This window comes from Microbacterium sp. zg-Y625, from assembly GCF_030246925.1.
GTDB lineage: Bacteria > Actinomycetota > Actinomycetes > Actinomycetales > Microbacteriaceae > Microbacterium > Microbacterium jiangjiandongii.
On the sequence record NZ_CP126740.1, the window covers coordinates 866580 to 891207 of the forward strand.

A 24628-nucleotide genomic window follows, 5' to 3' on the forward strand; every position below is an offset into this window, starting at 1 on the left:
GTGGATGATCCGCCCGGCATCCGGCCGCTGTTCCGCAAGGCGCAGCTTTCCGCATCCCACCCGATTGGTCTGCTCCGTGTCCGCCTCGCCCGCCCATGTCCCCGCGTCCGATCGCCTCGCGAAGCCCGACACCGCGAACGACCTGGTCGCGGCCGTGTGGCCCGCATCGGCGGACCGAGAAGACGACGGCATCGTGCGCATCGGCGGAGTACCGGTCACCGAACTGAAGGAACGCTTCGGCACCCCCCTCTACGTGCTGGACGAGACCGAGGTGCGCGCACGGGCGCGTCGCACCCGCGCCGCGTTCGACGCCGCCGCCGCCGAGCACGGCACCACCGCCGAGGTCTACTACGCCGGCAAGGCGTTCCTGTCGACCGAGGTGGTGCGCTGGGTCACCCAGGAGGGGCTGGCCGTCGACGTCTCGACGGGCGGTGAGCTGGCCGTCGCCCTCGCCGCCGGCACCGACCCCGTGCGCATCGGCTTCCACGGCAACAACAAGAGCACCGCCGAGATCTCCCGCGCCGTCGAGGTGGGCGTCGGATCGATCGTCATCGACAGCGACGCCGAGATCGCCCGCGTCGCCGAGGCCGCTGCCGCCCGCGGCATCGTGCAGTCGGTGCGGTTGCGGGTCAACAGCGGCGTCCACGCCGAGACCCACGACTTCCTCGCGACCGCGCACGAGGACCAGAAGTTCGGCTTTCCGCTGGCCCGCGCCGTCGAGGTCGTCGGTCGCATCCGCGAGCTTCCCAGCCTGCGTTTCGACGGATTGCACTGTCACATCGGCTCCCAGATCTTCGGGGTGGCCGGCTTCCGGGAATCCGCCGCCCGTCTGGTCGAGGTGCACGCACAACTGCTCTCCGGCGGCCCGGTGCCGGTGCTCAACCTCGGCGGCGGCTTCGGCATCGCCTACACCTCGGCCGACGACCCGACCCCCATCGAAGAGCTCGCCGACGGCATCGTCGGCGCGGTCGCGGGGGAGTGCGCCGAGCGCGGCATCGCGCTCCCTTCCCTCGCCGTCGAGCCCGGGCGATCGATCGTGGGACCCGCCGGCGTCACCCTCTACGAGGTCGGCACCGTCAAGCCGGTCCAGGCCACCGACGAGCTGCGGCGGCTGTACGTGAGCGTCGACGGCGGGATGAGCGACAACGCCCGCCCGGCCCTCTACGGCGCGCAGTACTCCGCACGCGTGGTCTCGCGCGCGAGCGATGCCGAACCGGCCCTGGCGCGGGTGGTCGGCAAGCACTGCGAATCCGGCGACATCGTCGTCGAGGCCGAGTACCTGCCCGGCGACGTCGCCCCCGGCGACCTGCTGGCCGTCCCCGCGACGGGCGCCTACTGCTTCTCGCTCGCGAGCAACTACAACTACATCCCCCGCCCGCCCGTCGTGGCGGTCGCCGAGGGCTCCGCCCGCGTGATCGTGCGCGGCGAGTCCATCGACGACCTGCTGGCGCGCGACGCGGGGATCTCATCGACGGAGGGAACTGAATGACCGACTACCGCCGCCTGCGCGTCGCGCTGCTGGGAGCGGGAGCCGTGGGGTCGCAGGTCGCCGACCTGCTGCTCAAACACGGCGACGAGCTCGCCGACCGCGCTGGAGCCGAGCTCGAACTCGCGGGCATCGCGGTACGGGACATCGACGCGCCGCGCGACGTCGACCTGCCGCGGGAGCTGTTCACCACCGATCCCGAGCCCCTCATCGTCGGCAGCGACATCGTCATCGAGCTGATGGGCGGCATCGAGCCGGCCCGGAGCCTCATCCTGCACGCCATCAACTCCGGCGCCGACGTCGTGACCGCCAACAAGGCGCTGCTGGCCACCCACGGCCCCGAGATCTTCGAGGCTGCAGAGCAGGTGGGCGCGTCGGTGTACTACGAAGCCGCCGCCGCCGGCGCGATCCCGATCATCCGGCCGCTGCGCGATTCCCTCGCCGGCGACCGCGTGCGCCGCATCATGGGGATCGTCAACGGAACCACCAACTACATCCTCGACCGGATGGATGCCGAAGGCGCCGAATTCGACGACGTCCTCGCCCAGGCGCAGCAGCTCGGCTATGCAGAAGCCGACCCGACGGCCGACATCGAGGGCTACGACGCCGCTCAGAAGGCCGCGATCCTCGCGAGCCTCGCCTTCCACACCGCCGTTCCGCTGGACGCGGTGCACCGTGAGGGCATCGTCGGCATCGACAAGGCGATGATGGATGCTGCGCGGCACGCCGGCTACGTCATCAAGCTGCTCGCGGTGTGCGAGCGCATGAGCGTCGACGGCGAGACCTCGCCCACGGGCGAGGCGATCTCGGTGCGCGTGTATCCCGCTCTCGTCCCCCGCGCGCACCCGCTGGCGAGCGTGCACGGCGCGAACAACGCCGTGTTCGTGCAGGCCGAGGCGGCCGGGGACCTCATGTTCTACGGTGCCGGTGCCGGTGGCGTGCAGACCGCGTCGGCGGTGCTCGGCGACATCGTCTCGGCAGCCCGGCGGCACATCGCCGGCGGGGTCGGGGTGGGGGAGTCCACCCGGGCCAACCTGCCGGTCCTCCCCATCGCCGAGGTGTGCACCCGCTATCAGATCACCCTGGAGGTCGACGACCTCCCGGGCGTGCTGGCGACGATCGCCGGCATTCTCAGTGACGGCCGCGTCTCCATCGCCACGGTCGAGCAGAACATCCTGTCCGGCGGCGAAGACGCCGAGGCAGGCCAGGAGGCGGGCGTCGCCCGGCTCGTCATCGGAACGCACACGGCGCGTGAGCGGGACCTCAGCGAGACGGTGGCCCGCCTCGCCGAGAGCGGCGTGGTGGAACGCGTCGTGTCCGTGCTGCGCGTGGAGGGGAACTGACATGGCACATCTCTGGCGCGGAGTGCTCCGCGAATACGCCGACCGTCTCGGAGTCACCGAGGCCTCGACCGTCGTGACCCTCGGCGAGGGCGGCACGCCGCTCCTGCCGGCGCCCGCGCTGTCGCAGATGACGGGGGCCGACGTCTGGGTGAAGTACGAGGGCATGAACCCCACCGGCTCCTTCAAGGACCGCGGCATGACCGTCGCGCTCTCGCGCGCCGTCGAGCACGGTGCGAAGGCCGTCATCTGCGCGTCGACGGGCAACACGTCGGCGTCGGCGGCGGCCTACGCGGCGCACGCCGGCATCACCGCCGCGGTGCTCGTGCCCGAGGGCAAGATCGCGATGGGCAAGCTCAGCCAGGCCGTCGCCCACAACGGCCGTCTCATCCAGATCCGCGGCAACTTCGACGACTGCCTCGAGATCGCCCGCGAGCTGGCCGATCACTATCCGGTGCACCTGGTCAACTCGGTCAACCCCGACCGCATCGAGGGCCAGAAGACCGCCGCATACGAGATCGTCTCGCAGCTCGGCGACGCCCCGGACTTCCACTTCATCCCCGTCGGCAACGCCGGCAACTACACCGCCTACTCGCGCGGCTACCGCGAGGAGGCCGGTCGCGGCGCCGCCACCCGCGTGCCCCGCATGTTCGGCTTCCAGGCCGAGGGTTCCGCCCCGCTCGTGCGCGGCGAGGTCGTGCGCAACCCCGAGACGGTCGCCAGCGCGATCCGCATCGGCAACCCGGCCTCGTGGGAGCTGGCGCTCGAGGCGCGGGACGCGACCGACGGATGGTTCGGCGCCATCGACGACGACCGCATCCTCGCCGCGCAGAAGCTGCTGTCCGGCGCCGTCGGCATCTTCGTCGAGCCGGCATCCGCCATCAGCGTCGCGGGTCTGCTCGACCGTGCCGAAGCGGGCATCATCCCCGCCGGCGCGCGCGTCGTGCTCACGGTCACCGGCCACGGCTTGAAGGACCCGCAGTGGGCGCTGCGCGCCGCCGACGGTTCCGAGGTGCAGCCGCTCGTCGTGGATGCCGCGACGAGCGAGGTCGCCTCGGTGCTGGGACTCGTCGCCGAGGCCACCGCGTGACCACAGCTCCCTTGGCTGCAGGGTCGGCGCCCGAAGCGGGCGTCGGGCGCACGGTCGTGGTGCGCGTGCCCGCCACGAGTGCCAACCTCGGTCCCGGGTTCGACACGCTGGGCCTGGCGCTCAGCGTCTACGACGAGCTGACGGTCACGGCGCTCCCCGAGGGCGAGATCGACATCGACGTCACGGGCGAGGGCGCGGCCGACGTGCCGCGCGACGGCTCCCACCTGGTGCTGCGGGCGATGGCCTACGCATACGAGGCATACGCCCGCCGGATGCCGGGTGTGCGCCTTCGCGCCCACAACGCCATCCCGCAGGGCCGCGGCATGGGTTCGTCTGGTGCGGCGGTGGTCGCGGGACTGCTCGCGGCGAAGGGACTTCTCGCCGGCGACGTGGAGATCGGTCCTGACGCCCTGCTGCGCCTCGCGACCGAGCTCGAGGGACACCCCGACAACGTCGCGCCGGCGCTGTTCGGCGGGCTCACCATCGCATGGCTCGACGAATCCGGACCGCAGCACAAGAAGCTCATCGTGCACCGCGGCGTCGCGCCGCTGGTGCTGGTGCCGGGCTTCACGATGTCGACGTCGCTGGCCCGGAGCCTCCAGCCGCTGCAGGTGCCGAGGGAGGACGCGGTGTTCAACGTGTCGCGCTCGGCCCTGCTGATCGCCGCGCTCACCCAGAGCCCCGAACTGCTGCTCGCCGCGACCGAGGACAAGCTGCACCAGTCCTACCGTGCCCAGGCCATGCCGGAGACGGATCGGCTCGTCCGGGCGCTGCGCGCCGAGGGGTTCGCCGCCGTCGTGTCGGGCGCCGGCCCCAGCGTGCTGGTGCTCGCCGACGGGCCGGGACGGCGCCTGGTGGCGGCGGAGATCGCCGCCCGGGTGGCGGACACTCCGTGGGAACCCCTCATGCTCGCCGTCGATGTCAAGGGTGGTACAGTGAGGGACCAAACGGAGGGTTCCACGTAAACCCGTGAATCTGGCCTCCGTCGCAATTCTGCGAACTGCTGCATCCATCCCGATCTGATCGCGCTGCGCCGTTTCCCATGTTCCATCCGGGGACCGGACGCCGGCCGCGAGGATCGAACGCGATCCGGCATATCCGATAACACGCAAGGGAGTACTCGTGGAGTCCATCTCCGAGATCCGTACCGACGGCGACACCGAGGGCGACAACACGCCCGTGGACGAGACCGTCACCACCGCACCTGAAGAGGGCGCACCGACGGCCGACGGCGAGGCTGCCGCAGAGCCGGTGGAGCCCGACGAGGCCGCCGCCCAGACGCCTGCCGAGACCGAGACCGCTGACGTGCTCGAGTCCGTCGCAGCCGTCGAGAACGGCGCGACCGAGGCTCCGGCCGACGCGGCACCCGTGGACGAGAAGCCGGCGAAGGCGCCGCGCAAGCGTGCTCCGCGTCGTGCCAAGAGCAGCGACGTGGCTGAGAAGGCCGCAGAGCCGGCCGCCGACGCCGCGGTCGAGGCTCCGGCCGCAAGCGACGCCGCGCAGGCCGCGCCCGCCGCGGCATCCGACGATGCCGCCGCCGAGACGGTCGCCGAGCCGGTCGCCGAGACAGCCGAGGCGCCCGCCGCCAAGAGCACGGGTCGCAAGACCGGCTCGCGTCGGGCCAGCAGCCGCACCGCCGGCAAGGCTTCCGAAGCTGTCGCCGACGCGCCGGCAGAGGCAGCGCAGACCGACGAGGCCCGCACCGACGTCGCCGCCTCCGAGGGCGACGCCGCACCCGCCGCCGACAAGCGCGCCGACAAGCGCGACGCCAAGCGCGACGCCGACAAGGGTGACGACGACCGCGCCGACGCGGGCAGCCGCGCCGACGCCGACCAGAACTCCGAAGGCGACAAGCCCTCCGACGGGGAGCAGTCCGAGGGCGAGACGCCGTCGCGTTCGCGCAGCCGTTCGCGCAACCGCAACCGCAACCGCAACAAGGACGCCTCGGGCGGCCAGAACGGTCAGGGCGGCAACGCGCCGGAGCCGGCCGAGAAGGCCCAGCCCGCCGAGTCCGACGACGAGTCGGGTCAGGGTGGCCGCGGTCGCCAGCGCAACAAGCGCCGCCCGCAGGGCGGTCAGAGCGACGAGTTCGACACCGAGATCGGCGAGGACGACGTTCTCATCCCCATCGCCGGCATCCTCGACGTGCTCGACAACTACGCGTTCGTGCGCACCACCGGCTACCTGCCGGGCACGAGCGACGTCTACGTCTCGCTCGGTCAGGTGAAGAAGTACCACCTGCGCAAGGGCGACGCCGTCGTGGGTGCAATCAAGCAGCCCCGCGAGAACGAGCAGTCCGGTCGCCAGAAGTACAACGCGCTGGTCAAGGTCGACTCGATCAACGGCCTGTCCGTCGACGACGCCGCCGAGCGCGTGGAGTTCGGCAAGCTGACCCCGCTGTACCCGCAGGAGCGTCTGCGCCTCGAGACCGCCCCCGAGAAGCTGACCCAGCGGATCATCGACCTGGTGGCGCCGATCGGCAAGGGCCAGCGCGGCCTCATCGTCGCGCCCCCGAAGGCCGGCAAGACCATCGTGCTGCAGCAGATCGCCAACGCGATCGCGACGAACAACCCCGAGGTGCACCTCATGGTCGTGCTCGTGGACGAGCGGCCCGAAGAGGTCACCGACATGCAGCGCACCGTCAAGGGCGAGGTCATCGCCTCGACCTTCGACCGTCCCGCCGAGGACCACACCACGGTCGCCGAGCTCGCCATCGAGCGCGCCAAGCGCCTGGTGGAGCTCGGTCGCGACGTGGTCGTGCTGCTGGACTCGATCACGCGTCTGGGTCGTGCGTACAACATCTCGGCTCCGACCTCCGGGCGTGTGCTGACCGGTGGCGTCGACGCCTCGGCGCTGTACCCGCCCAAGCGCTTCTTCGGCGCCGCGCGCAACATCGAGAACGGCGGATCGCTCACGATCCTCGCGACGGCCCTGGTGGAGACCGGGTCGAAGATGGACGACGTCATCTTCGAGGAGTTCAAGGGCACCGGCAACAGCGAGCTGCGCCTGAGCCGTCAGCTCGCCGACAAGCGCATCTTCCCGGCTGTCGACGTCAACGCCTCGAGCACGCGTCGCGAGGAGATGCTGCTGTCGCCCGACGAGGTCAAGATCACGTGGAAGCTGCGCCGCGCCCTCGCCGGGCTCGACCCGCAGCAGGCACTGGAAGTGGTTCTCGGAAAGCTGCGCGAGACGCAGTCGAACGTCGAGTTCCTCGTGCAGATGCAGAAGTCCATGCCCGCCCCCGGCGGCAGCAGCCACGCGAACGACAACAGCATCCGCTGAGCGGGAGTCGACCGTGTCCGACTCCGGCATGTTCGAATCCGTCCGCGGGCTGATCGACGAGCACCGCGCGGTGCAGGAGGAACTCTCCGACCCCGCGGTGCACGCCGACGCCGGCCGCGCCAAGCGGGTCAATCGGCGCTACGCCGAGCTGTCGCGCATCGTCGCGGCCCACGATGCGTGGGTCGCGGCGGCGGACGATCTGGAGGCGGCGCGCGAGCTCGCCAAGGATGATGAGGCGTTCGCCGAGGAGGTGCCCGCTCTCGAGGAGCAGGTCACCGCCACGCAGGAGCGTCTGCGGCGACTGCTGATCCCGCGCGACCCCGACGACGCCCGTGACGTGATCATGGAGATCAAGCAGGGCGAGGGTGGCGCCGAGAGCGCGCTGTTCGCCGCCGACCTGCTGCGGATGTATGTGCAGTACGCGGCATCCAAGGGGTGGAAGACCGAGGTGCTGGACCGCAACGAGTCCGACCTTGGCGGCTACAAGGACGTGCAGATCGCGATCAAGGGCTCGTCGAGCGACCCCGCGCAGGGGGTGTGGGCGCACCTGAAGTACGAAGGCGGCGTGCACCGCGTGCAGCGCGTGCCGGCGACGGAGTCCCAGGGTCGCATCCACACGTCCACCACCGGCGTGCTGGTGTTCCCCGAAGTGGACGAACCCGACGAGGTGCACATCGACCCGAACGATCTGAAGATCGACGTGTTCCGCTCGTCGGGGCCCGGCGGTCAGTCGGTGAACACCACCGATTCGGCGGTGCGCATCACCCACGTGCCCACCGGGATCGTCGTGTCGATGCAGAACGAGAAGTCGCAGCTGCAGAACCGTGAGGCCGGCATGCGCGTGCTGCGTGCGCGGCTGCTGGCAAAGCAGCAGGAGGAGCGGGATGCCGCGGCCTCCGATGCGCGCAAGTCGCAGATCCGGGGCATGGACCGCTCGGAGCGCATCCGCACCTACAACTTCCCCGAGAACCGCATCGCCGATCACCGCACCGGCTACAAGGCGTACAACCTGGACCAGGTGATGGACGGCGCGCTCGAGCCGATCGTGCAGTCCGCGATCACCGCGGACGAAGAGGCGCGACTGGCGGCGCTCGGGTCCTGACCGGGGGTCTTCGACCCCTGGGCCGGATGCGGGGGAGTCGCTATGGTCGCCGCATGGTCATGTTCCTGCTGCGCGCCCTGGTCTTCCTGGCATCGGCGGCCCTCGGCCTCATCGTGGCCGATCTCACCGTGTCGGGCTTCCAGATCGTGTGGGCCGACTGGTGGGGTTTCGTCGTCTGCATCGTGATCTTCGCCGTCCTGCAGAGCGTGCTGTCGCCCTGGATCGCGAAGGTGGCGCGGCGATACGCCCCCGCGTTGCTGGGCGGCATCGGCATCATCTCGACGCTGGTGGCCCTGCTTGTCGTGGTTCTGCTCCCGGTCGGGGGACTGCGCATCACGGGCGGCCTGGCGTGGATCCTCGCTCCGGTGGTGGTGTGGGTGGTCACCGCGGTGGCGACGGTGCTGCTGCCGATGGTGTTCATCCGGCGCAAGGTCGACGAGCGCCGCGACGCCCGGCGTAAGTAGCTGCCGCGGCGGCGCATGACTCGCTGCCATCGACGAACCCGCACCTTTCTAGGGAGTCGCCTCCCGATCGTCGCCGCTGGCTGACAGGGCCCGGTTCGGGATGATCGCGCACAGCAACCCCCGCCCTTCTGAGCGGCCCCGCCCCCGCGAGAAACCAGCTTCGGGGCGAGACACCACGCGGTGCGTGATGTCTCAGCGGAGAAGTGGTTTCCCGGCAAGGGGGAGGGGGGCGGCGCGGCCCACGAGCCACGGCGCACCACCGGCGTCGTCCCTGTCCGGTGCATCGCGGACACCAGAGCGTTGCCGCAGCGACGCGCGGTGGCGCTATGGTGTCCGCAGGGTGACGAGAAGGTGAGCAGCAGCTGTTCACCGGGGGCTCGTCGGGGGTTCTTGGGGGATGAAATGGCGACGCCTGTCGACGACGACACGACGGATGCTTCGGGACGGACGGCGGTGGAGGGTCCGCCGGTGCGGCTGACGATCCGTGCCCGCACCGTCATCACGGTGCTGGCCGCGACCACCGCGGCCTTGTCCGCGCTGCACATCGCTGGGCACGGCGCGGCCCTGTTCGGGATTCTCAACTACGAGGGGCGGGTCGTCGGAGCGTTCGACATGGACTCCGAGACCAGCATCCCCACCTGGTTCAACATGATGCTGCTCCTCGGCATCAGCGTGACGCTCGGTGCGATCGCGCGCGCGACGGCCATGCGGCGAGAGCGGCGCATGTGGGCGATCCTGGCGGTGACGTTCCTCTTCCTCTCGCTGGACGAGGGCGCCGCTCTGCACGAGAGCCTGATGTTCGCCACGCGCAACCTGCTCGGCATCACCGGCGGCCCGCTCTGGTACGCCTGGGTCATACCCGTCGGCATCGCGCTGCTCATCGCCGCGCCGTTCGTGGTCGGATTCGTCCTGCGCCTGCCGGCGCGCACGCGCGGGTTGATGATCCTCGCCGCTGCGCTCTTCCTCGGGGGCGCCATCGGCATCGAGGTCGTGAGCGCCACGGCGGGCGCCGAGGTGGAGTCGTTCCTGCGCGATGAGTACGACCCGGTCGTGTGGACGCTGGCCGCCTTCGAGGAGACCCTCGAACTGGCCGGTCTCACGGTGATGGCTGCCGCCGTCATCCTGCACCTGCGCGACCATGCGCTGGCGGGGAGGGCGCTCGCTCTCGACGTGCGCTGAGTCCCGCTCGCGTCAGATGAAGTACTCGGGCGCCATCAGCAGCGCACGGGTGTCCTCGCCGGGAGTGCGCCGGCGCACCTTCGCCGGGACGCCCACCAGCACGCTGTCGGCGGGCGCATCCTTGGTCACCACGGCGTTCGCGCCGATGGCCGTGCCGGCACCGATCGTGATCGGGCCCAGCACCTTCGCGCCGGCACCCACGAGCACGCGATCCCCGAGCGTGGGATGCCGCTTGCCCCCGTTGCGGGTCCGGCCGCCGAGCGTGACCCCGTGGTACAGCAGCACGTCGTCGCCGATCTCGGCGGTTTCGCCGATCACCACGCCCATGCCGTGGTCGATGAAGCACCGTCGCCCGATGCGTGCCCCGGGGTGGATCTCGACGCCGGTGAGCCACCGCGTGACCTGCGAGAGAGCACGGGCCGGAAGGCGCAGGCCACGCACCCACAGGGCATGCGCGACGCGGTACGACCACACGGCGTGAAGGCCCGGGTACAGCAGTGCGATCTCGAGTCCGTTGCGAGCGGCGGGGTCGCGCAGCCTCGCGGCGGCGATGTCCTCGCGCGCCCGACCGAGCAGACCGACGAGGCCGCGCAGCGGCGCGGTCACGCGATGGCCTTCAGGCCGGGAGCCGACGCGGGGGAGTGCGGCATGCCGCGCACGGGTACCTGCTTTCTGGGAACGATGACGGCCCGGGCGACGATGCCGCCCGGGCCGGAGGGGGTCAGTCTTCGCGCAGATCCTCGTACAGCGCGGTGGAGAGGTACCGCTCGCCGTACGAGGGGATCACCACGACGATGTTCTTGCCCTCGGCTTCGGGGCGTGCGGCGACCTGCAGGGCGGCCCACAGGGCGGCGCCCGAAGAGATGCCGACGAGGATGCCGTCCTTGACGCCGACCTCGCGCGCGGTGGCGATGGCATCGGCGAACTCGACGTCGATGACCTCGTCGATGACGCTCTGGTCCAGCAGCCCCGGAATGAAGTTCGGTCCGATGCCCTGGATCTTGTGCGGGCCCGCGGTGCCCTTGGTCAGCAGCGGCGAGTCGGCCGGCTCGACGGCGACGACCTTCGCCTCGGGCACGCGCTCGCGCAGCACCTGGCCGACGCCGGTGATGGTGCCGCCCGTGCCGATGCCGGCGACGAAGTAGTCGACCTTGCCGTCGGTGTCGCGCAGGATCTCCTCGGCGGTCGTCTTGCGGTGGATCGCCGGGTTGGCGGCGTTCTCGAACTGGCGCGCGAGCACAGCGCCCGGCGTCTCGTCGACGATCTCCTGCGCCTTCGCAACGGCGCCCTTCATGCCGCCGGACGGGTCGGTCAGCACCAGCTCGGCGCCGTAGGCCTTCAGCAGCAGGCGTCGCTCCATCGACATCGACGACGGCATCGCGAGCACGACCTTGTAGCCACGCGCCGCGCCGACCATGGCCAGTGCGATGCCGGTGTTGCCGCTCGTGGCCTCGACGATCGTGCCCCCGGGGGGAAGCTCGCCGGACTCCTCGGCCGCGTCGATCATCGCGATCGCGATCCGGTCCTTGACGCTGGAGGCGGGATTGTAGAACTCGAGCTTCGCGAGCACCGTGCCGGGAAGGCCCTCGGTGATCCGGTTCAGCTTGACGAGGGGCGTGTTGCCGAATGCGCTCGTGATGTCGGGGTGGATTCCGGACATGGTCTGCCTTTCGTGCGGGTCGGGGAGGCCTCGTCGACGGGCGGAGGTCCTGTGTCCAGCCTATGGCGCGCACCGGGGGCGGGGGGTTTTGTGACAGGCTGGATGCCGCTCATGCCCGATTCCCGCCCTGCACCCGCCGCCGCGCGCGTCGCCGAGACGCTGCGCGACGCCACCGGCCTGCTGCAGCGCGCCGGGGTGGCCTCCGCCGACGTCGATGCACAGCTGCTGCTGGCGCACGTTCTGGGAGTGGGGCGCGGCGAGCTGCACGCCGCGGCGGTGCGCGGCGACACGGTGTCCGCAGAGCACGCCGCCGTCTTCGCCGACCTCCTCGATCGTCGCGCCGCGCGCGAGCCGCTGCAGCATCTCACGGGCCTGGCTCCCTTCCGTCACCTGGAGCTGAAGGTCGGTCCGGGCGTCTTCGTCCCCCGTCCCGAGACCGAGACGGTCGCCCAGATCGCGATCGACGCCCTGTCGGCCGCCGCCGGGCCGAACCCGGTCGCCGTGGATCTGGGTACCGGCAGCGGCGCCATCGCCCTGGCACTGGCGACGGAGGTGCCGCACGCCCGCGTGTACGCGGCGGAGAATTCCGTCGACGCGTTCGTGTGGGCCAAGGAGAACTTCCGCGCCGTGGGCGCTCCGAACGCGCGCATCGCCTTCGTCGACCTCGCCGAGGCGTTCCCCGAGCTCGACGGCACCGTGTCGGTGGTCGTGTCCAACCCGCCGTACGTCCCGGAAGGCGCGATTCCGCGCGACCCCGAGGTGCGCGACTGGGATCCGCCGGCGGCGCTCTACGGGGGAGCGGACGGGCTCGACGTCGTGCGCGTGATCAGCGGGGTCGCGAGTCGGCTGCTGCATCCGGGTGGGACCCTGGTGCTCGAGCACGGCGAGTGGCAGGGCGCGCCCATCCGCGAGCTGCTCGCGGCCGACGGTTGGCGGGCGGCGGCCACCCATCAGGACCTCACCCTGCGGGACCGCGCCACCACGGCCGTCCGCGCCTGAGCCGCGGTCGGCACTCGGGAGAGCGCTGACAGGAGTCCGAGGGTGCCCCGGTAGACTGACACCGCCATGTCACCCGTATTCGACAGCCGCGACGACACGCAGCTGCTCCCCGGCCTGCGCCAGGCACGTCAGGCGATAGCCCGCGGCGAGCTGATCGTGCTGCCCACCGACACCGTCTACGGTGTCGCGGCAGACGCCTTCAGCCCGGCCGCCGTGGCGCGCCTGCTTGCGGCGAAGGGGCGGGGACGTCAGTCGCCCCCGCCGGTGCTCGTGCCCGGCGTCTCGACGCTGCGCGCTCTCGCTGCGGAGATCCCCGAGCCCGTCGAGCGGCTCGTCGAGGAGTTCTGGCCGGGAGGGCTCACCATCGTGCTGCCGGCGCAGCCGTCGCTGTCCTGGGACCTGGGCGACACGTTCGGAACCGTCGCGGTGCGCATGCCCGCCGACCGCATCGCCCTGGAAATGCTCGAGGAGTGCGGTCCGCTGGCGGTCTCCAGCGCCAACCTCACCGGCAAGGCGGCCGCCGTCGCGATCGACGAGGCCGTGGACATGCTGGGCGACAGCGTGGCGGTGTATCTGGATGCCGGCATGCGCGAGACCGGCATCCCGTCGACGATCGTCGACGCGACCGGACTCGTGGGGGAGGGCGACGGCCTCGTGCGCGTCCTTCGTGACGGCGCCGTGTCACGCTCCCGGTTGCGGGACGTGCTCGGCGAGCTGCTCGAAGCCGACCCCGACCAGGCGGAGGACTCCGCCGCGGCGGCCGGCGGCGGCGCGTGAAACAGTACGTCTTCATCGTCATCCTCACCGCCGCCCTGACGCTGGTGCTGTCGTGGGCGGTGTGGCGGCTGAGTCTGCGCTACAAGCTGTATCCGGCCATCCGCGAGCGCGACGTGCACAAGACGCCGACCCCCCGTCTCGGGGGGATCGCGATGTACCTCGCGATCGTGGCGGCCTTCGCCGTCTCGGCCATGCACCCCGATCCCCGCTTCGGCAGCTTCTGGTCGGACCCGGCGCCCTGGGCCGTGCTCGCCGCCACGACGCTCATCGTGCTCGTCGGCGTCGCCGACGACCTCTGGGACCTGGACTGGACCATCAAGCTCGGGGCGCAGTTCCTCGCCGCCGGCATCGTCGCCTGGTTCGGCGAGCTGCAGATCTACACTCTGCCCATCGGCGGGATCACCGGGTTCTCCAGCACCGTCAGCTTCGTGCTGACGATCTTCTCCATCGTCATCGTCATGAACGCCGTCAACTTCATCGACGGCCTCGACGGTCTCGTCGCCGGAGTCGCCCTCATCGCCAACCTGGTCTTCTTCGCGTACGCGTACCTGCTCATGCGCGACATGGGCTCGGCGACCTACTTCACGATGGCATCCTTCATCGCAGCCGTCCTCATCGGCGCCTGCATCGGGTTCCTCCCGATGAACTGGAATCCCGCGAAGATGTTCATGGGCGACGCCGGTGCGCTCATGATCGGCCTGCTGATGGCGTGCTCCGCGGTGTCGATCACCGGCTCGCTCGACCCCGCGCTGCTGGGCGACCCCGACCAGTTCGGCCGCTCGCAGCTGCTCGGTGCCTTCATCCCGATCCTGCTCCCGATGGTCGTCGTGATGCTGCCGCTGCTGGACTTCGGCATGGCGGTGCTGCGCCGCATGCGCGCCGGCAAGTCCCCGTTCTCGCCCGACCGCAAGCACCTGCACCACCGCATGCTCGACATGGGGCATTCCGACCGCGATGCGGTGCTGATCTTCTACGCCTGGACGGCGGTGGTCAGTCTCGCCGTGCTGCTGATGTACATCGGCACCACGGCCGACTGGCCGGGGCAGTACCTGCCGGGTGTCGCCTTCGGTGCCCTCGGCTGCGTGGCCTGCCTCGTCGTCACCCTCACGCCCGCCCGACGCACCCGTCCCGCCCTTCAGGAGTCCCGATGACCCCCAGCCCTGTGTCCAGTACTCCGGTCCTCCGCACCACCCTGCTGTGGTCCGCGGCCGTGACGGCGATCCTCGCCGTCGTCGGCGCCGTGGCCGGCTACGCGGCCGGGGGAGTGGAAGGACTGTGGAGCGCCCTCGTGGGCGTGGCGCTGGCCTTCGCGTTCCTCGGCATCACCGGCGGGAGCATCCTCATCGCCAACCGCTGGTACGGCGACGCGCTGTACGTGCCGATCTTCTTCGGCATCGTGCTCGGCGGCTGGATCCTCAAGTTCATCGTCTTCATCGTCGTGCTGCTCGTGCTGCGCGGCCAGGCGTGGCTCAACCCCACCGTCTTCTTCATCTCGCTCGTCGTCGGGATCATCGCGTCGCTCATCATCGACGTGGTCGTGCTGATGCGCTCCCGCGTGCCGCACGCGAGCGACGTGACCCTTCCGACCGCAGAAGAAGTCGGCGAAGGGCGCGATGACGCGGATGAGCGGCTCTGAGCGCCCTGGGAGTTTGATAGTGTTGAGACGCGCCCGCCCCGCTCCATCACCCGGAGCATTTGTGGAGTGACGCTCATCGACCATCGTCGCACCGGTCCTGCACCGGCGCCCCGAAGCTGGAGCCCGCGCTGTTTATTCACGCTGCGACACTGATCGCCCCCACCGCCGAAGACGGCGGATTCCACGGACCCTCGATTGACGAGTTCTTCCCCGAAGCCGTCTTCCAGTTCGGCGACCTCGTCATCAACCGCATCCACCTGATCCAGTTCATCGCGACCCTCGCGATCGTACTGATCTTCTGGCTCGGCACCCGACGCATGAAGGTCGTCCCCGGCCGCTTCCAGAGCATCGTCGAGATGGGCCTGGACTTCGTCCGGGTCAACATCGCCGAAGACCTGCTCGGCAAGAAGGACGGTCAGCGGTTCCTGCCGATCCTCAGCACCATCTTCTTCATGGTGCTGTTCATGAACATCACGGGAATCATCCCGTTCATGAACATCGCCGGCACCGCGATCGTCGCCGTTCCGCTGCTGCTCGCGGTCGTCAGCTACGTCACGTTCATCTACGCCGGCGTCAAGAAGAGCCCGAAGAACTTCTTCAAGAACGCGCTCTTCCCCTCCGGTGTGCCGTGGCCGATCTACATCATCGTCACGCCCATCGAGCTGATCTCGACGTTCATCATCCGGCCGGTCACGCTGACCCTCCGACTTCTCATGAACATGATGGTCGGGCACCTGCTGCTGGTCCTCTTCTTCGCCGCGACGCAGTTCTTCCTGCTCGACCTCGGCGGCTGGTGGTCGGCGCTGGCCGCGGGCTCGCTCGCCTTCGGCTTCGTCTTCACCCTCTTCGAAATCCTCGTGGCCGTCCTCCAGGCCTACGTCTTCGCTCTCCTCACCGCGGTCTACATCCAGCTCGCGGTCGCGGAAGAGCACTAAGCGGGTCGGCTCACAGCCGCCCATAACCGAAAGGAAAAACCCCCGTGGACGCAACTACGGTTCTCGCCGAGCTCAGCGGCAACGTCGCGACGATGGGCTACGGCCTCGCCGCCATCGGACCCGCCATCGGCGTGGGCATCGTCGTCGGCAAGACGATCGAGGGTGTCGCCCGTCAGCCCGAGCTGGCCGGCCGCCTGCAGGTGCTCATGTGGATCGGTATCGCCTTCACCGAGGCGCTCGCCTTCATCGGCATCGCCACCTACTTCATCTTCACGAACTAATCGCCCCCTCCAGCCCTAAGGAGACAGGATGCTGAACGCTCTTGTCGCGTACGCCGCGGAAGAGGGTGGCACGCCCAACCCGCTGATCCCCGCCTGGTACGACATCATCTGGTCGGCGGTCTGCTTCGTCATCATCCTGTTCGTCATGTGGAAGGTCGCCCTTCCCAAGATGAAGACGCTGCTCGACGAGCGTGCCGCTTCGATCGAGGGCAACATCGCCAAGGCCGACGAGGCCCAGCGCAAGGCTGAGGCCGCCCTCGAGCAGTACACCGCGCAGCTGGCCGAGGCCCGCAAGGAAGCCGGTGAGATCCGCGAGGCCGCCCGTGAGGACGGCAAGAAGATCGTCGCCGAGGCGAAGGATGCCGCTTCCTCCGAGGCTGCACGCCTGACCGCTGCCGCTCACGCGCAGATCGAGGCCGAGCGTCAGACGGCGCTCGTCTCGCTGCGCAGCGAGGTGGGCGGGCTTGCCCTCGACCTCGCGGGCGGTGTGATCGGCGAGAGCCTGTCGGACGACGCGAAGGCCCAGGCCGTCGTGGATCGCTTCCTGGCCGAGCTCGAGTCGTCTGAGGCGTCGAAGTAATGGGCAGCGCGACCACTCAGGCCCGGGCGGCGACGACGGCCGCGCTCGGCGCGGCGTCGTCGGTCGACCTCGACGTCGCTCGCGAGCTGTTCGCCGCGGCGCGGACGCTGGGCGAGTCGTCCCAGCTGAGCGGCGCGCTTGCTGACTCCTCTGCTGCGCCCGGTGCGCGGGCGCAGGTGGTCTCACACGTGTTCGGCACGTTCGGGCCCACCACGGTGACTCTGCTCTCGGCCGCGGCCCAGCAGCGGTGGTCGTCTGCGTCGGACCTCGTGGACGGGATCGAGGAGCTCGGCATCCGTGCCGCCGCGATCGCCGAGCCCGGAGCGGACATCGAGGGCGAGCTGTTCGAGGTGGTGCGCACGATCGCCGCCAACCCCGAGCTGGAACTGGCTCTCGGCAGCCGCCTCGGCGAGGCGTCGGCCAAGGGCAGGCTCATCGAGAGTCTGCTGCGCGGCCGCACCAGCGCCGCGACGACGCTCATCGTCTCGTCGGCGGTGCAGCAGACGCGCGAGCGTCGCGTTCGGCAGCTGATCAGCCGCGCGATGCGCCTGGTCGCACAGCAGCGAGGACGGTCGGTGGCCACGGTCGTCGCCGCCAAGCCGCTGAGCGCCCCGCAGGCCGAGCGCCTCACCGCCGCGCTGTCGCGGCGGTACGGCACCGAGATCTCCCTCAACATCGTCGTCGACCCCTCGGTCGTCGGCGGCGTGCGGGTGGAGATCGCGGACGACGTCATCGACGCCAGCGTGGCGAGTCGTCTGCACGACCTGCGCCAGAAGCTGGCCGGTTAGAGCTTCCCGCTCAGCGGAGCGGAGATTTCGGGGCCGCGAGGTCCCATGAACACGAAGGAAGACCATGGCAGAACTCTCCATCAGCCCCGACGTCATCCGTGACGCGCTGAAGGACTTCGTCGCCGCGTACGAGCCCTCCGGGGCCGCCGCGACCGAGGTCGGCACCGTCATCGACGCCGCAGACGGCATCGCCCACGTCGAGGGACTCCCCGGCGTGATGGCGAACGAGCTGGTCCGCTTCGCGGACGGCACCGCCGGCCTGGCGCTGAACCTCGACGAGCACGCGATCGGTGTCGTCGTCCTCGGCGACTTCTCCGGCGTCGAGGCGGGCCAGCAGGTCACCCGCACCGGCGAGGTCCTCTCGGTCCCCGTCGGCGACGGCTACCTCGGTCGCGTCGTCGACCCGCTCGGCAACCCGATCGACGGCCTGGGCCCTGTGGCAGCCGACGGCCGTCGCGCGCTCGAGCTGCAGGCGCCCGGCGTCATGTCGCGTAAGAGCGTGCACGAGCCGATGCAGACGGGCATCAAGGCGATCGACGCCATGATCCCGGTCGGCCGCGGCCAGCGTCAGCTCATCATCGGCGACCGACAGACCGGCAAGACGGCCATCGCGATCGACACGATCATCAACCAGAAGGCCAACTGGGAGTCCGGCGACGTCAACAAGCAGGTGCGCTGCATCTACGTCGCCATCGGCCAGAAGGGCTCCACGATCGCCGGCGTCAAGGGCGCGCTCGAGGATGCCGGCGCCATGGAGTACACCACGATCGTGGCCGCTCCGGCGTCCGACCCCGCCGGCTTCAAGTACCTCGCCCCCTACACCGGCTCGGCCATCGGCCAGCACTGGATGTACGGCGGCAAGCACGTGCTGATCATCTTCGACGACCTGTCGAAGCAGGCTGAGGCCTACCGCGCCGTGTCGCTGCTGCTGCGCCGCCCGCCGGGCCGCGAGGCCTACCCGGGTGACGTCTTCTACCTGCACTCGCGTCTGCTCGAGCGTTGCGCGAAGCTCTCCGACGAGCTGGGCGCCGGCTCGATGACGGGTCTTCCCATCATCGAGACCAAGGCCAACGACGTGTCGGCGTACATCCCGACCAACGTGATCTCGATCACCGACGGCCAGATCTTCTTGCAGTCCGACCTCTTCAACGCCAACCAGCGTCCCGCGGTCGACGTCGGCATCTCGGTGTCGCGCGTCGGTGGCGACGCCCAGGTGAAGTCGATCAAGAAGGTCTCCGGAACGCTGAAGCTCGAGCTCGCCCAGTACCGCTCGCTCGAGGCGTTCGCCATGTTCGCCTCGGACCTCGACGCCGCCTCGCGGCGCCAGCTGGCCCGCGGTGCGCGGCTCACCGAGCTGCTCAAGCAGCCGCAGTACTCGCCGTACCCGGTGGAGGAGCAGGTCGTCTCGATCTGGGCCGGCACCAACGGCAAGCTCGACACCATCGCGGTGGAGGACGTGCTGCGCTTCGAGCGCGAGCTGCTCGATTACCTCAAGCGCAACACGTCGATCCTCGACACGCTGCGTGAAACCAATGTCCTCGATGACGACACCGCTGCCCAGCTCGAGAAGCTGGTCGACGAGTTCGTGCTCGAGTTCCAGTCCGGCAAGGGCATGGCGATCAACAACCCGGGTCACGAGGAGTTCGCGGCAGCAGCCGCCGATGACGTGAACCAGGAGAAGATCGTCAAGGGCCGCCGGGGCTGACGACTCAGTAGGGGAAGCCAATGGGCGCACAACTGCGGGTCTACAAGCAGAAGATCAGTTCTGCTCAGACGACCAAGAAGATCACGAAGGCGATGGAGCTCATCGCGGCTTCGCGCATCCAGAAGGCGATGGCGCGCGTGCGCGCGTCGTCGCCCTTCGCGCGAGCCGTCACGCGAGCCGTCTCCGCGGTCGCGACGTACTCCAACGTCCAGCACCCCCTCACGACGGAGCGCGAGGTGATCCGCCGTTCGGCGATCGTCATCTTCGCCTCCGACCGGGGACTGGCGGGCGCCTTCAACTCCCAGATCCTGCGTGAGGCGCTGGAGCTCGCCGAGCTCCTGCGGTCCGAGGGCAAGGAAGTCTCGTACTACCTCGTCGGGCGCAAGGCGGTGGGCTACTTCCAGTTCCGCCGCATGCAGGCCGCGGGGGAGTGGGTCGGCGACACCGACACTCCGCACTTCAACACCGCCGAACTGATCGCGGGCGCCCTGCTGGACGCCTACGACCGCGGCGGCGAAGAGGGCGGCGTCGACGAGATCCACCTGGTCTACAACCGGTTCGTCAGCATGATGACCCAGAGCCCCGAGCGCGTGCGTCTGCTGCCGCTCGAGGTCGTCGAGGCATCCACCGACGAGTCGGCCTCCGGCCAGGTGTACCCCCTGTACGAATTCGAACCGAGCCCGGAGGTCGTCCTGGACGCACTCCTGCCGGTGTACGTCCAGAGCCGCGTCTTCAACGCCCTCCTGCAGTCGTCGGCGGCCAAGCACGCCGCCACGCAGAAGGCGATGAAGTCCGCCAGCGACAATGCCGACAAGCTCATCACCGACTACACCCGCCTGCGCAACAACGCGCGTCAGGCGGAGATCACTCAGCAGATCGCCGAGATCGTCGGCGGCGCCGACGCTCTGGCGTCGGGCAAGTAGAACCCACCGAAAGAGAAGACAATGACTCTCACCGCACCCGAGGCGACCACGGTCACAGGCCGCGTCGCGCGCGTCACCGGCCCCGTCGTCGACATCGAGTTCCCGCACGATTCGATCCCCGAGATCTACAACGCGCTGAAGACGACGATCACGATCGGCGACACGTCCACCGAGATCACGCTCGAGGTCGCTCAACACCTCGGCGACGACCTGGTCCGCGCCATCGCCCTCAAGCCCACCGACGGCATCGTCCGCGGCCAGGAGGTGCGCAACACCGGGGGACCCATCACCGTGCCCGTCGGCGACGTCACCAAGGGCAAGGTCTTCAACGTGACCGGTGACGTGCTCAACGCAGCACCCGGCGAGCAGATCGAGATCACCGAGCGCTGGGGCATCCACCGCCAGGCGCCGAACTTCGACCAGCTCGAGTCGAAGACCCAGATGTTCGAGACCGGCATCAAGGTCATCGACCTGCTGACCCCGTACGTGCTGGGCGGCAAGATCGGCCTGTTCGGCGGGGCCGGCGTCGGCAAGACCGTGCTCATCCAGGAGATGATCCAGCGCGTCGCGCAGGACCACGGTGGCGTGTCGGTGTTCGCCGGTGTCGGCGAGCGCACCCGTGAGGGCAACGACCTCATCCACGAGATGGAGGAGGCGGGCGTCTTCGAGAAGACCGCCCTCGTCTTCGGCCAGATGGACGAGCCGCCGGGGACGCGTCTGCGCGTCGCCCTCTCGGCCCTGACGATGGCGGAGTACTTCCGCGACGTGCAGAAGCAGGACGTGCTGTTGTTCATCGACAACATCTTCCGCTTCACGCAGGCCGGCTCCGAGGTCTCGACGCTGCTGGGCCGCATGCCCTCGGCCGTGGGCTACCAGCCCAACCTCGCCGACGAGATGGGTGTGCTCCAGGAGCGCATCACCTCGACGCGTGGTCACTCGATCACGTCGCTGCAGGCGATCTACGTGCCCGCCGACGACTACACCGACCCGGCGCCGGCCACCACGTTCGCGCACCTGGATGCCACCACCGAGCTGTCCCGCGAGATCGCGTCGAAGGGTCTGTACCCGGCCGTCGACCCGCTGACCTCGACCAGCCGCATCCTCGACCCCCGCTACATCGGCGAGGACCACTACCGCGTCGCCACCGCCGTCAAGCAGATCCTCCAGAAGAACAAGGAACTGCAGGAGATCATCGCCATCCTCGGTGTCGACGAGCTCTCCGAAGAGGACAAGGTCGTCGTGTCGCGTGCACGTCGCATCCAGCAGTTCCTCTCGCAGAACACCTACATGGCGAAGAAGTTCACCGGCGTCGAGGGCTCCACGGTCCCGATCAAGGAGACCATCGAGTCGTTCGACGCCATCGTCAAGGGTGACTTCGACCACGTGGCCGAGCAGGCCTTCTTCAACGTCGGCGGCATCGCCGACGTCGAAGAGAAGTGGGCGAAGATCCAGAAGGAGAACGGCTGACATGGCGATCTCCGTCAGCCTCGTCTCCGCGGAGTCGGAGGTCTGGTCCGGTGAGGCGAGCCTCGTCGTGGCCAAGACCGTCGAGGGTGAGATCGGCTTCATGAGCGGTCACGAGCCCGTGCTCGCGATCCTCGCCGAAGGTCAGGTGCGGATCACGACCGACGACGGCCGCAAGGTCGTTGTCGACGCGCGCGACGGCTTCCTGTCGATGGCGGCCGACGAGCTGTCCATCGTGGCGGGACACGCCGCGCTGGTCTCCTGACCCGCTGACAACGCACGAATGCACCGAATGAGCCTGCTCTTCGGTGCATTCGTGCGTCTCGGGGATGCTTCGGGGGCGAGATGCTGATCCTGCTGCCACCCTCCGAGACGAAGCGCTCCGGCGGTGAGGGGCCGCCGCTGGATGCCGCCACGCTCGCGCTGCCGCAGCTCGGGCCGCAGCGCACCGCCGTGATCGACGCGCTCGTGGCGCTGTCAGCCGACGAGCAGGCCGCCATGAAAGCGCTGAAGCTCAGCGAGCGTCAGCGCGGCGAGGTCGCCGTGAACGCGGCGCTGCGGACGGCTCCGACGATGCCGGCGGTCGACCGCTACACCGGGGTGCTCTTCGACGCGCTCGACGCGGCATCGCTCGACGCCGCCGCCCGAGGCTGGCTCGGCGCCCACGTGATGATCCACTCGGCGCCGTTCGGACCGGTGTCCGCTCTCGATGCGATCCCGGCCTACCGTCTGGCCGCCGGTGCGCGGCTGCCGGGGCTTGCGCCGCTGCGGCGGATCTGGGCGGAGCCCGTGGCCACGGCGATCGCCGCGGAAGCCCCGGCCTTCGTGCTGGATCTGCGCTCCGAGGCGTACGTCGCGCTCGGACCCCTGCCACCCGGCGTCGACAGCGCCTACGTGCGGGTGGTCTCCGCAGGGCCCGACGGTACGGTGCGGGCGCTCAACCACTTCAACAAGCGTGCCAAGGGTGAGCTGGTGCGGCTGCTCGCCACCGATCGTCCCGTCATCCCGTCCGCGGGGGCGCTGCGGGAGTGGGCCGACAGCGCGGGTCTGCAGCTGCGCCCCGGAGCGCCCGGTGAGATGGAGCTTGTCGCTAGCATGTGACTGCGGGGCGTGAGCTCCGTACGAGCTGCGCCCACCACCATCGTCCGACTGCGGAGGTCGACACCATGAGTCCCTACGACACCGACAGCGCCGCCGTCGCGGTGCTCGCGCTGATCGGCATCGGCATCGGCCTGCTCGTCGCCGCCGGCGCCTACGTGCTGACATCGCTGTTCATGATGAAGCTGTTCGACAAGGCGGGCGTGCAGGGCCGCTGGCGCGCGTGGGTTCCCATCTACAACACGATGGTCTTCGCGAAGCTCGGCGATCTGAACCCCTGGTGGCTGCTCATCGCGTGGGGTGCGGGGATCATCCTCGCGCCGGTGGGCGTCGGGTCTCTCTTCTTCCTCGCCGCCAGCGTCTACACGGTGCTCGCCGCCTACCGGGTCGGCGTGAAGCTGCAGAAGGAGCCCGTCTGGGTGGTGCTGTACATCTTCCTCTCGGTCGTGTGGCTCGGCATCCTCGCGTTCGACCGGTCACGGTGGAACCTCGCCCTGCCGCCGGCTCCCTGGGCGAACTCGTTCCTGCGCGACACGACCCGGTGGACGGGCATCCCGGTGCAGGCTCCGGCGCCGCAGTATGTCGCTCCCGGCTACGCCGCCTATCCGCCGCCCCCCACCGCCGCCGGCTATCAGCCCGCCGGCTACCAGCCGCCGGTGCCGCCCGCGGGCTACCAGCCGCCGTCGCCGCCCGCCGGCTACCAGCCGCCCGCGGCGACTCAGCCGCCGCCGTACGAGCCGCCGCAGCCGCCGACGGCTCCGCCCGACACCGAGCCGCCCGCGGCGCCCGAGCCGCCCCGGCAGCCGTGACGGCGCCGGCGCTGCGCCGCGTCGGCTCGTCCGGCCTGGTCGTCTCCGCTGCCGGCCTCGGCTGCAACAACTTCGGTCGCGCCGGCACCGCCACCGAGACCCTCGAAGGCACCCGCGCGGTGATCGATGCCGCCATCGACGCGGGGGTCACCTTCTTCGACACAGCAGACATGTACGGCAGGGAGCCGGGCCTGTCCGAGACGCTGATGGGGCAGGCACTGGGCTCGCGGCGCGAGCAGGTGGTGCTGGCGACCAAGTTCGGGCACTCCGGCGCGGCGATGCCGGGGCTCCCCACCGAGGCCAAGGGATCGCGCGCCTACATCCGCCGGGCGGTCGAGGGGTCGCTCCGGCGCCTGCGCACCGACTGGATCGACCTGTACCAGCTGCACACCCCCGACCCCGGAACGCCGATCGAAGAGACGCTCGACGCCCTGGGCGACCTCGTGCGCGAGGGCAAGGTCCGCTACATCGGCCATTCGAACCTCGCCGGATGGCAGATCGCCGAGGCCGCTCTCGTGGCCGGCGCCCGACACGACGTGCCGTTCGTCTCCGCGCAGAACCACTACAGCCTGCTGGCCCGGGCCGCCGAGCGCGAGGTGATCCCGGCGGCGGAGCGCTTCGGGCTGGGGTTCCTGCCCTACTTCCCGTTGCACAACGGCCTGCTCACGGGCAAGTTCCGCCGCGACGAGGCCCCCGCCGACAGTCGCATCATGCGCCAGCGCCGCCACGTCTACGAAGACGCGCCGTGGGATGCGCTGGACGCCTATCGCGCCTTCTGCGACGAGCGCGGGATCACCATGCTCGAGGCGACCTACGGCTGGCTGCTGTCGCGTCCAGGCCTGTCCAGCGTCATCGCCGGGGCAACCCGCCCCGAGCAGGTGCGGGCCAACGCCGCAGCTTCAGCATGGGTGCCGCTCGCCGAGGACCTCGAGGCCATCGACGCGCTGTTCCCGCTGGTGGAGGACCCGGCCGCGCGCGTCTGAGCCCGGTTCGCCCAGGGCGCACGGCCGCGTCTGGCACCGGGGCGGGG

At 70.0% G+C, this 24628-nt stretch carries 25 protein-coding genes; 23 read left to right on the forward strand and 2 right to left on the reverse strand.

Annotated elements, in window-relative coordinates; all coding sequences use genetic code 11:
- The first annotated feature begins 76 nt into the window (after positions 1-76).
- The 8 genes from lysA to QNO14_RS03870 all read left to right on the forward strand — a co-directional run bounded on the left by lysA (position 77) and on the right by QNO14_RS03870 (position 9943).
- Positions 77-1489, forward strand: a complete 1413-nt coding sequence (gene lysA / locus QNO14_RS03835; RefSeq protein WP_257506789.1) for a diaminopimelate decarboxylase — start codon at positions 77-79, stop codon at positions 1487-1489.
- Positions 1486-2829 (forward strand): homoserine dehydrogenase, encoded by a 1344-nt coding sequence (locus QNO14_RS03840; protein ID WP_257495056.1) that lies wholly within the window; start codon positions 1486-1488, stop codon positions 2827-2829. Before lysA ends, QNO14_RS03840 begins: the two co-directional genes overlap by 4 nt.
- A 1-nt stretch (position 2830) precedes the next feature.
- Positions 2831-3916: a threonine synthase gene (thrC, locus tag QNO14_RS03845; protein ID WP_257506790.1), complete on the forward strand. Its 1086-nt coding sequence runs from the start codon at positions 2831-2833 to the stop codon at positions 3914-3916.
- Positions 3913-4881 (forward strand): homoserine kinase, encoded by a 969-nt coding sequence (thrB, locus tag QNO14_RS03850; RefSeq protein ID WP_257495054.1) that lies wholly within the window; start codon positions 3913-3915, stop codon positions 4879-4881. Before thrC ends, thrB begins: the two co-directional genes overlap by 4 nt.
- A gap of 157 nt (positions 4882-5038) precedes the next feature.
- Complete coding sequence (gene rho, locus QNO14_RS03855) at positions 5039-7198, forward strand: transcription termination factor Rho (protein WP_257506791.1); 2160 nt, start codon at positions 5039-5041, stop codon at positions 7196-7198.
- 28 nt (positions 7199-7226) lie between these two features.
- Complete coding sequence (prfA, locus tag QNO14_RS03860; RefSeq protein WP_257495177.1) at positions 7227-8300, forward strand: peptide chain release factor 1; 1074 nt, start codon at positions 7227-7229, stop codon at positions 8298-8300.
- 53 nt (positions 8301-8353) lie between these two features.
- Positions 8354-8764 carry a hypothetical protein gene (locus QNO14_RS03865; protein WP_257495053.1) on the forward strand — a complete coding sequence of 137 codons (411 nt, stop codon included), beginning with the start codon at positions 8354-8356 and terminating at the stop codon, positions 8762-8764.
- Positions 8765-9166: 402 nt separating this feature from the next.
- A complete protein-coding gene (locus tag QNO14_RS03870; RefSeq protein WP_257506792.1) occupies positions 9167-9943 on the forward strand; it encodes a DUF8692 domain-containing protein in 777 nt (258 codons plus the stop codon).
- Between the two features lie 12 nt (positions 9944-9955).
- Here the strand turns inward: QNO14_RS03870 and epsC are convergent, their stop codons facing one another.
- The gene (gene epsC / locus QNO14_RS03875) at positions 9956-10549 is read right to left on the reverse strand and encodes a serine O-acetyltransferase EpsC (RefSeq protein WP_257495051.1); all 594 of its coding nucleotides are present in this window, start codon (positions 10547-10549) and stop codon (positions 9956-9958) included.
- A gap of 115 nt (positions 10550-10664) precedes the next feature.
- Positions 10665-11603 (reverse strand): cysteine synthase A, encoded by a 939-nt coding sequence (cysK, locus tag QNO14_RS03880; protein ID WP_257495049.1) that lies wholly within the window; start codon positions 11601-11603, stop codon positions 10665-10667.
- Between the two features lie 111 nt (positions 11604-11714).
- Between cysK and prmC the strand changes: the two genes are divergently transcribed.
- The 15 genes from prmC (at position 11715) to QNO14_RS03955 (ending at position 24581) form a co-directional block, all read left to right on the forward strand.
- On the forward strand, positions 11715-12602 hold the full coding sequence (prmC, locus tag QNO14_RS03885) for a peptide chain release factor N(5)-glutamine methyltransferase (protein ID WP_257495048.1): 888 nt from the start codon (positions 11715-11717) through the stop codon (positions 12600-12602).
- Between the two features lie 66 nt (positions 12603-12668).
- Positions 12669-13379 carry an L-threonylcarbamoyladenylate synthase gene (locus QNO14_RS03890; protein ID WP_257495047.1) on the forward strand — a complete coding sequence of 237 codons (711 nt, stop codon included), beginning with the start codon at positions 12669-12671 and terminating at the stop codon, positions 13377-13379.
- Complete coding sequence (locus QNO14_RS03895) at positions 13376-14530, forward strand: MraY family glycosyltransferase (protein WP_257495046.1); 1155 nt, start codon at positions 13376-13378, stop codon at positions 14528-14530. The genes QNO14_RS03890 and QNO14_RS03895 overlap by 4 nt, the downstream gene beginning before the upstream one ends.
- The gene (locus QNO14_RS03900; RefSeq protein ID WP_257495045.1) at positions 14527-15015 is read left to right on the forward strand and encodes a Cg1360 family ATP-synthase-associated protein; all 489 of its coding nucleotides are present in this window, start codon (positions 14527-14529) and stop codon (positions 15013-15015) included. The genes QNO14_RS03895 and QNO14_RS03900 overlap by 4 nt, the downstream gene beginning before the upstream one ends.
- A gap of 149 nt (positions 15016-15164) precedes the next feature.
- Entirely contained in the window at positions 15165-15950 is a 786-nt protein-coding gene (atpB, locus tag QNO14_RS03905) for a F0F1 ATP synthase subunit A (protein ID WP_306815066.1), read from the forward strand.
- A gap of 44 nt (positions 15951-15994) precedes the next feature.
- Positions 15995-16231: an ATP synthase F0 subunit C gene (gene atpE / locus QNO14_RS03910; RefSeq protein WP_141380743.1), complete on the forward strand. Its 237-nt coding sequence runs from the start codon at positions 15995-15997 to the stop codon at positions 16229-16231.
- Between the two features lie 28 nt (positions 16232-16259).
- Positions 16260-16811, forward strand: coding sequence for a F0F1 ATP synthase subunit B (locus QNO14_RS03915; protein WP_257495043.1), 552 nt, complete (start codon positions 16260-16262; stop codon positions 16809-16811).
- Entirely contained in the window at positions 16811-17599 is a 789-nt protein-coding gene (locus QNO14_RS03920; protein ID WP_257495042.1) for a F0F1 ATP synthase subunit delta, read from the forward strand. The genes QNO14_RS03915 and QNO14_RS03920 overlap by 1 nt, the downstream gene beginning before the upstream one ends.
- 64 nt (positions 17600-17663) lie before the next feature.
- Positions 17664-19304, forward strand: coding sequence for a F0F1 ATP synthase subunit alpha (gene atpA / locus QNO14_RS03925; RefSeq protein ID WP_257495041.1), 1641 nt, complete (start codon positions 17664-17666; stop codon positions 19302-19304).
- 20 nt (positions 19305-19324) lie between these two features.
- Complete coding sequence (locus QNO14_RS03930) at positions 19325-20227, forward strand: F0F1 ATP synthase subunit gamma (RefSeq protein WP_257495039.1); 903 nt, start codon at positions 19325-19327, stop codon at positions 20225-20227.
- A gap of 21 nt (positions 20228-20248) precedes the next feature.
- On the forward strand, positions 20249-21694 hold the full coding sequence (gene atpD, locus QNO14_RS03935; RefSeq protein ID WP_257495038.1) for a F0F1 ATP synthase subunit beta: 1446 nt from the start codon (positions 20249-20251) through the stop codon (positions 21692-21694).
- Position 21695: 1 nt separating this feature from the next.
- Entirely contained in the window at positions 21696-21956 is a 261-nt protein-coding gene (locus QNO14_RS03940) for a F0F1 ATP synthase subunit epsilon (protein WP_257495037.1), read from the forward strand.
- 80 nt (positions 21957-22036) lie between these two features.
- On the forward strand, positions 22037-22792 hold the full coding sequence (locus tag QNO14_RS03945; protein WP_257506793.1) for a YaaA family protein: 756 nt from the start codon (positions 22037-22039) through the stop codon (positions 22790-22792).
- Between the two features lie 65 nt (positions 22793-22857).
- Positions 22858-23598 carry a DUF5684 domain-containing protein gene (locus tag QNO14_RS03950; protein WP_257506794.1) on the forward strand — a complete coding sequence of 247 codons (741 nt, stop codon included), beginning with the start codon at positions 22858-22860 and terminating at the stop codon, positions 23596-23598.
- The gene (locus QNO14_RS03955) at positions 23595-24581 is read left to right on the forward strand and encodes an aldo/keto reductase (RefSeq protein WP_257506795.1); all 987 of its coding nucleotides are present in this window, start codon (positions 23595-23597) and stop codon (positions 24579-24581) included. The genes QNO14_RS03950 and QNO14_RS03955 overlap by 4 nt, the downstream gene beginning before the upstream one ends.
- Positions 24582-24628: the final 47 nt, after the last annotated feature.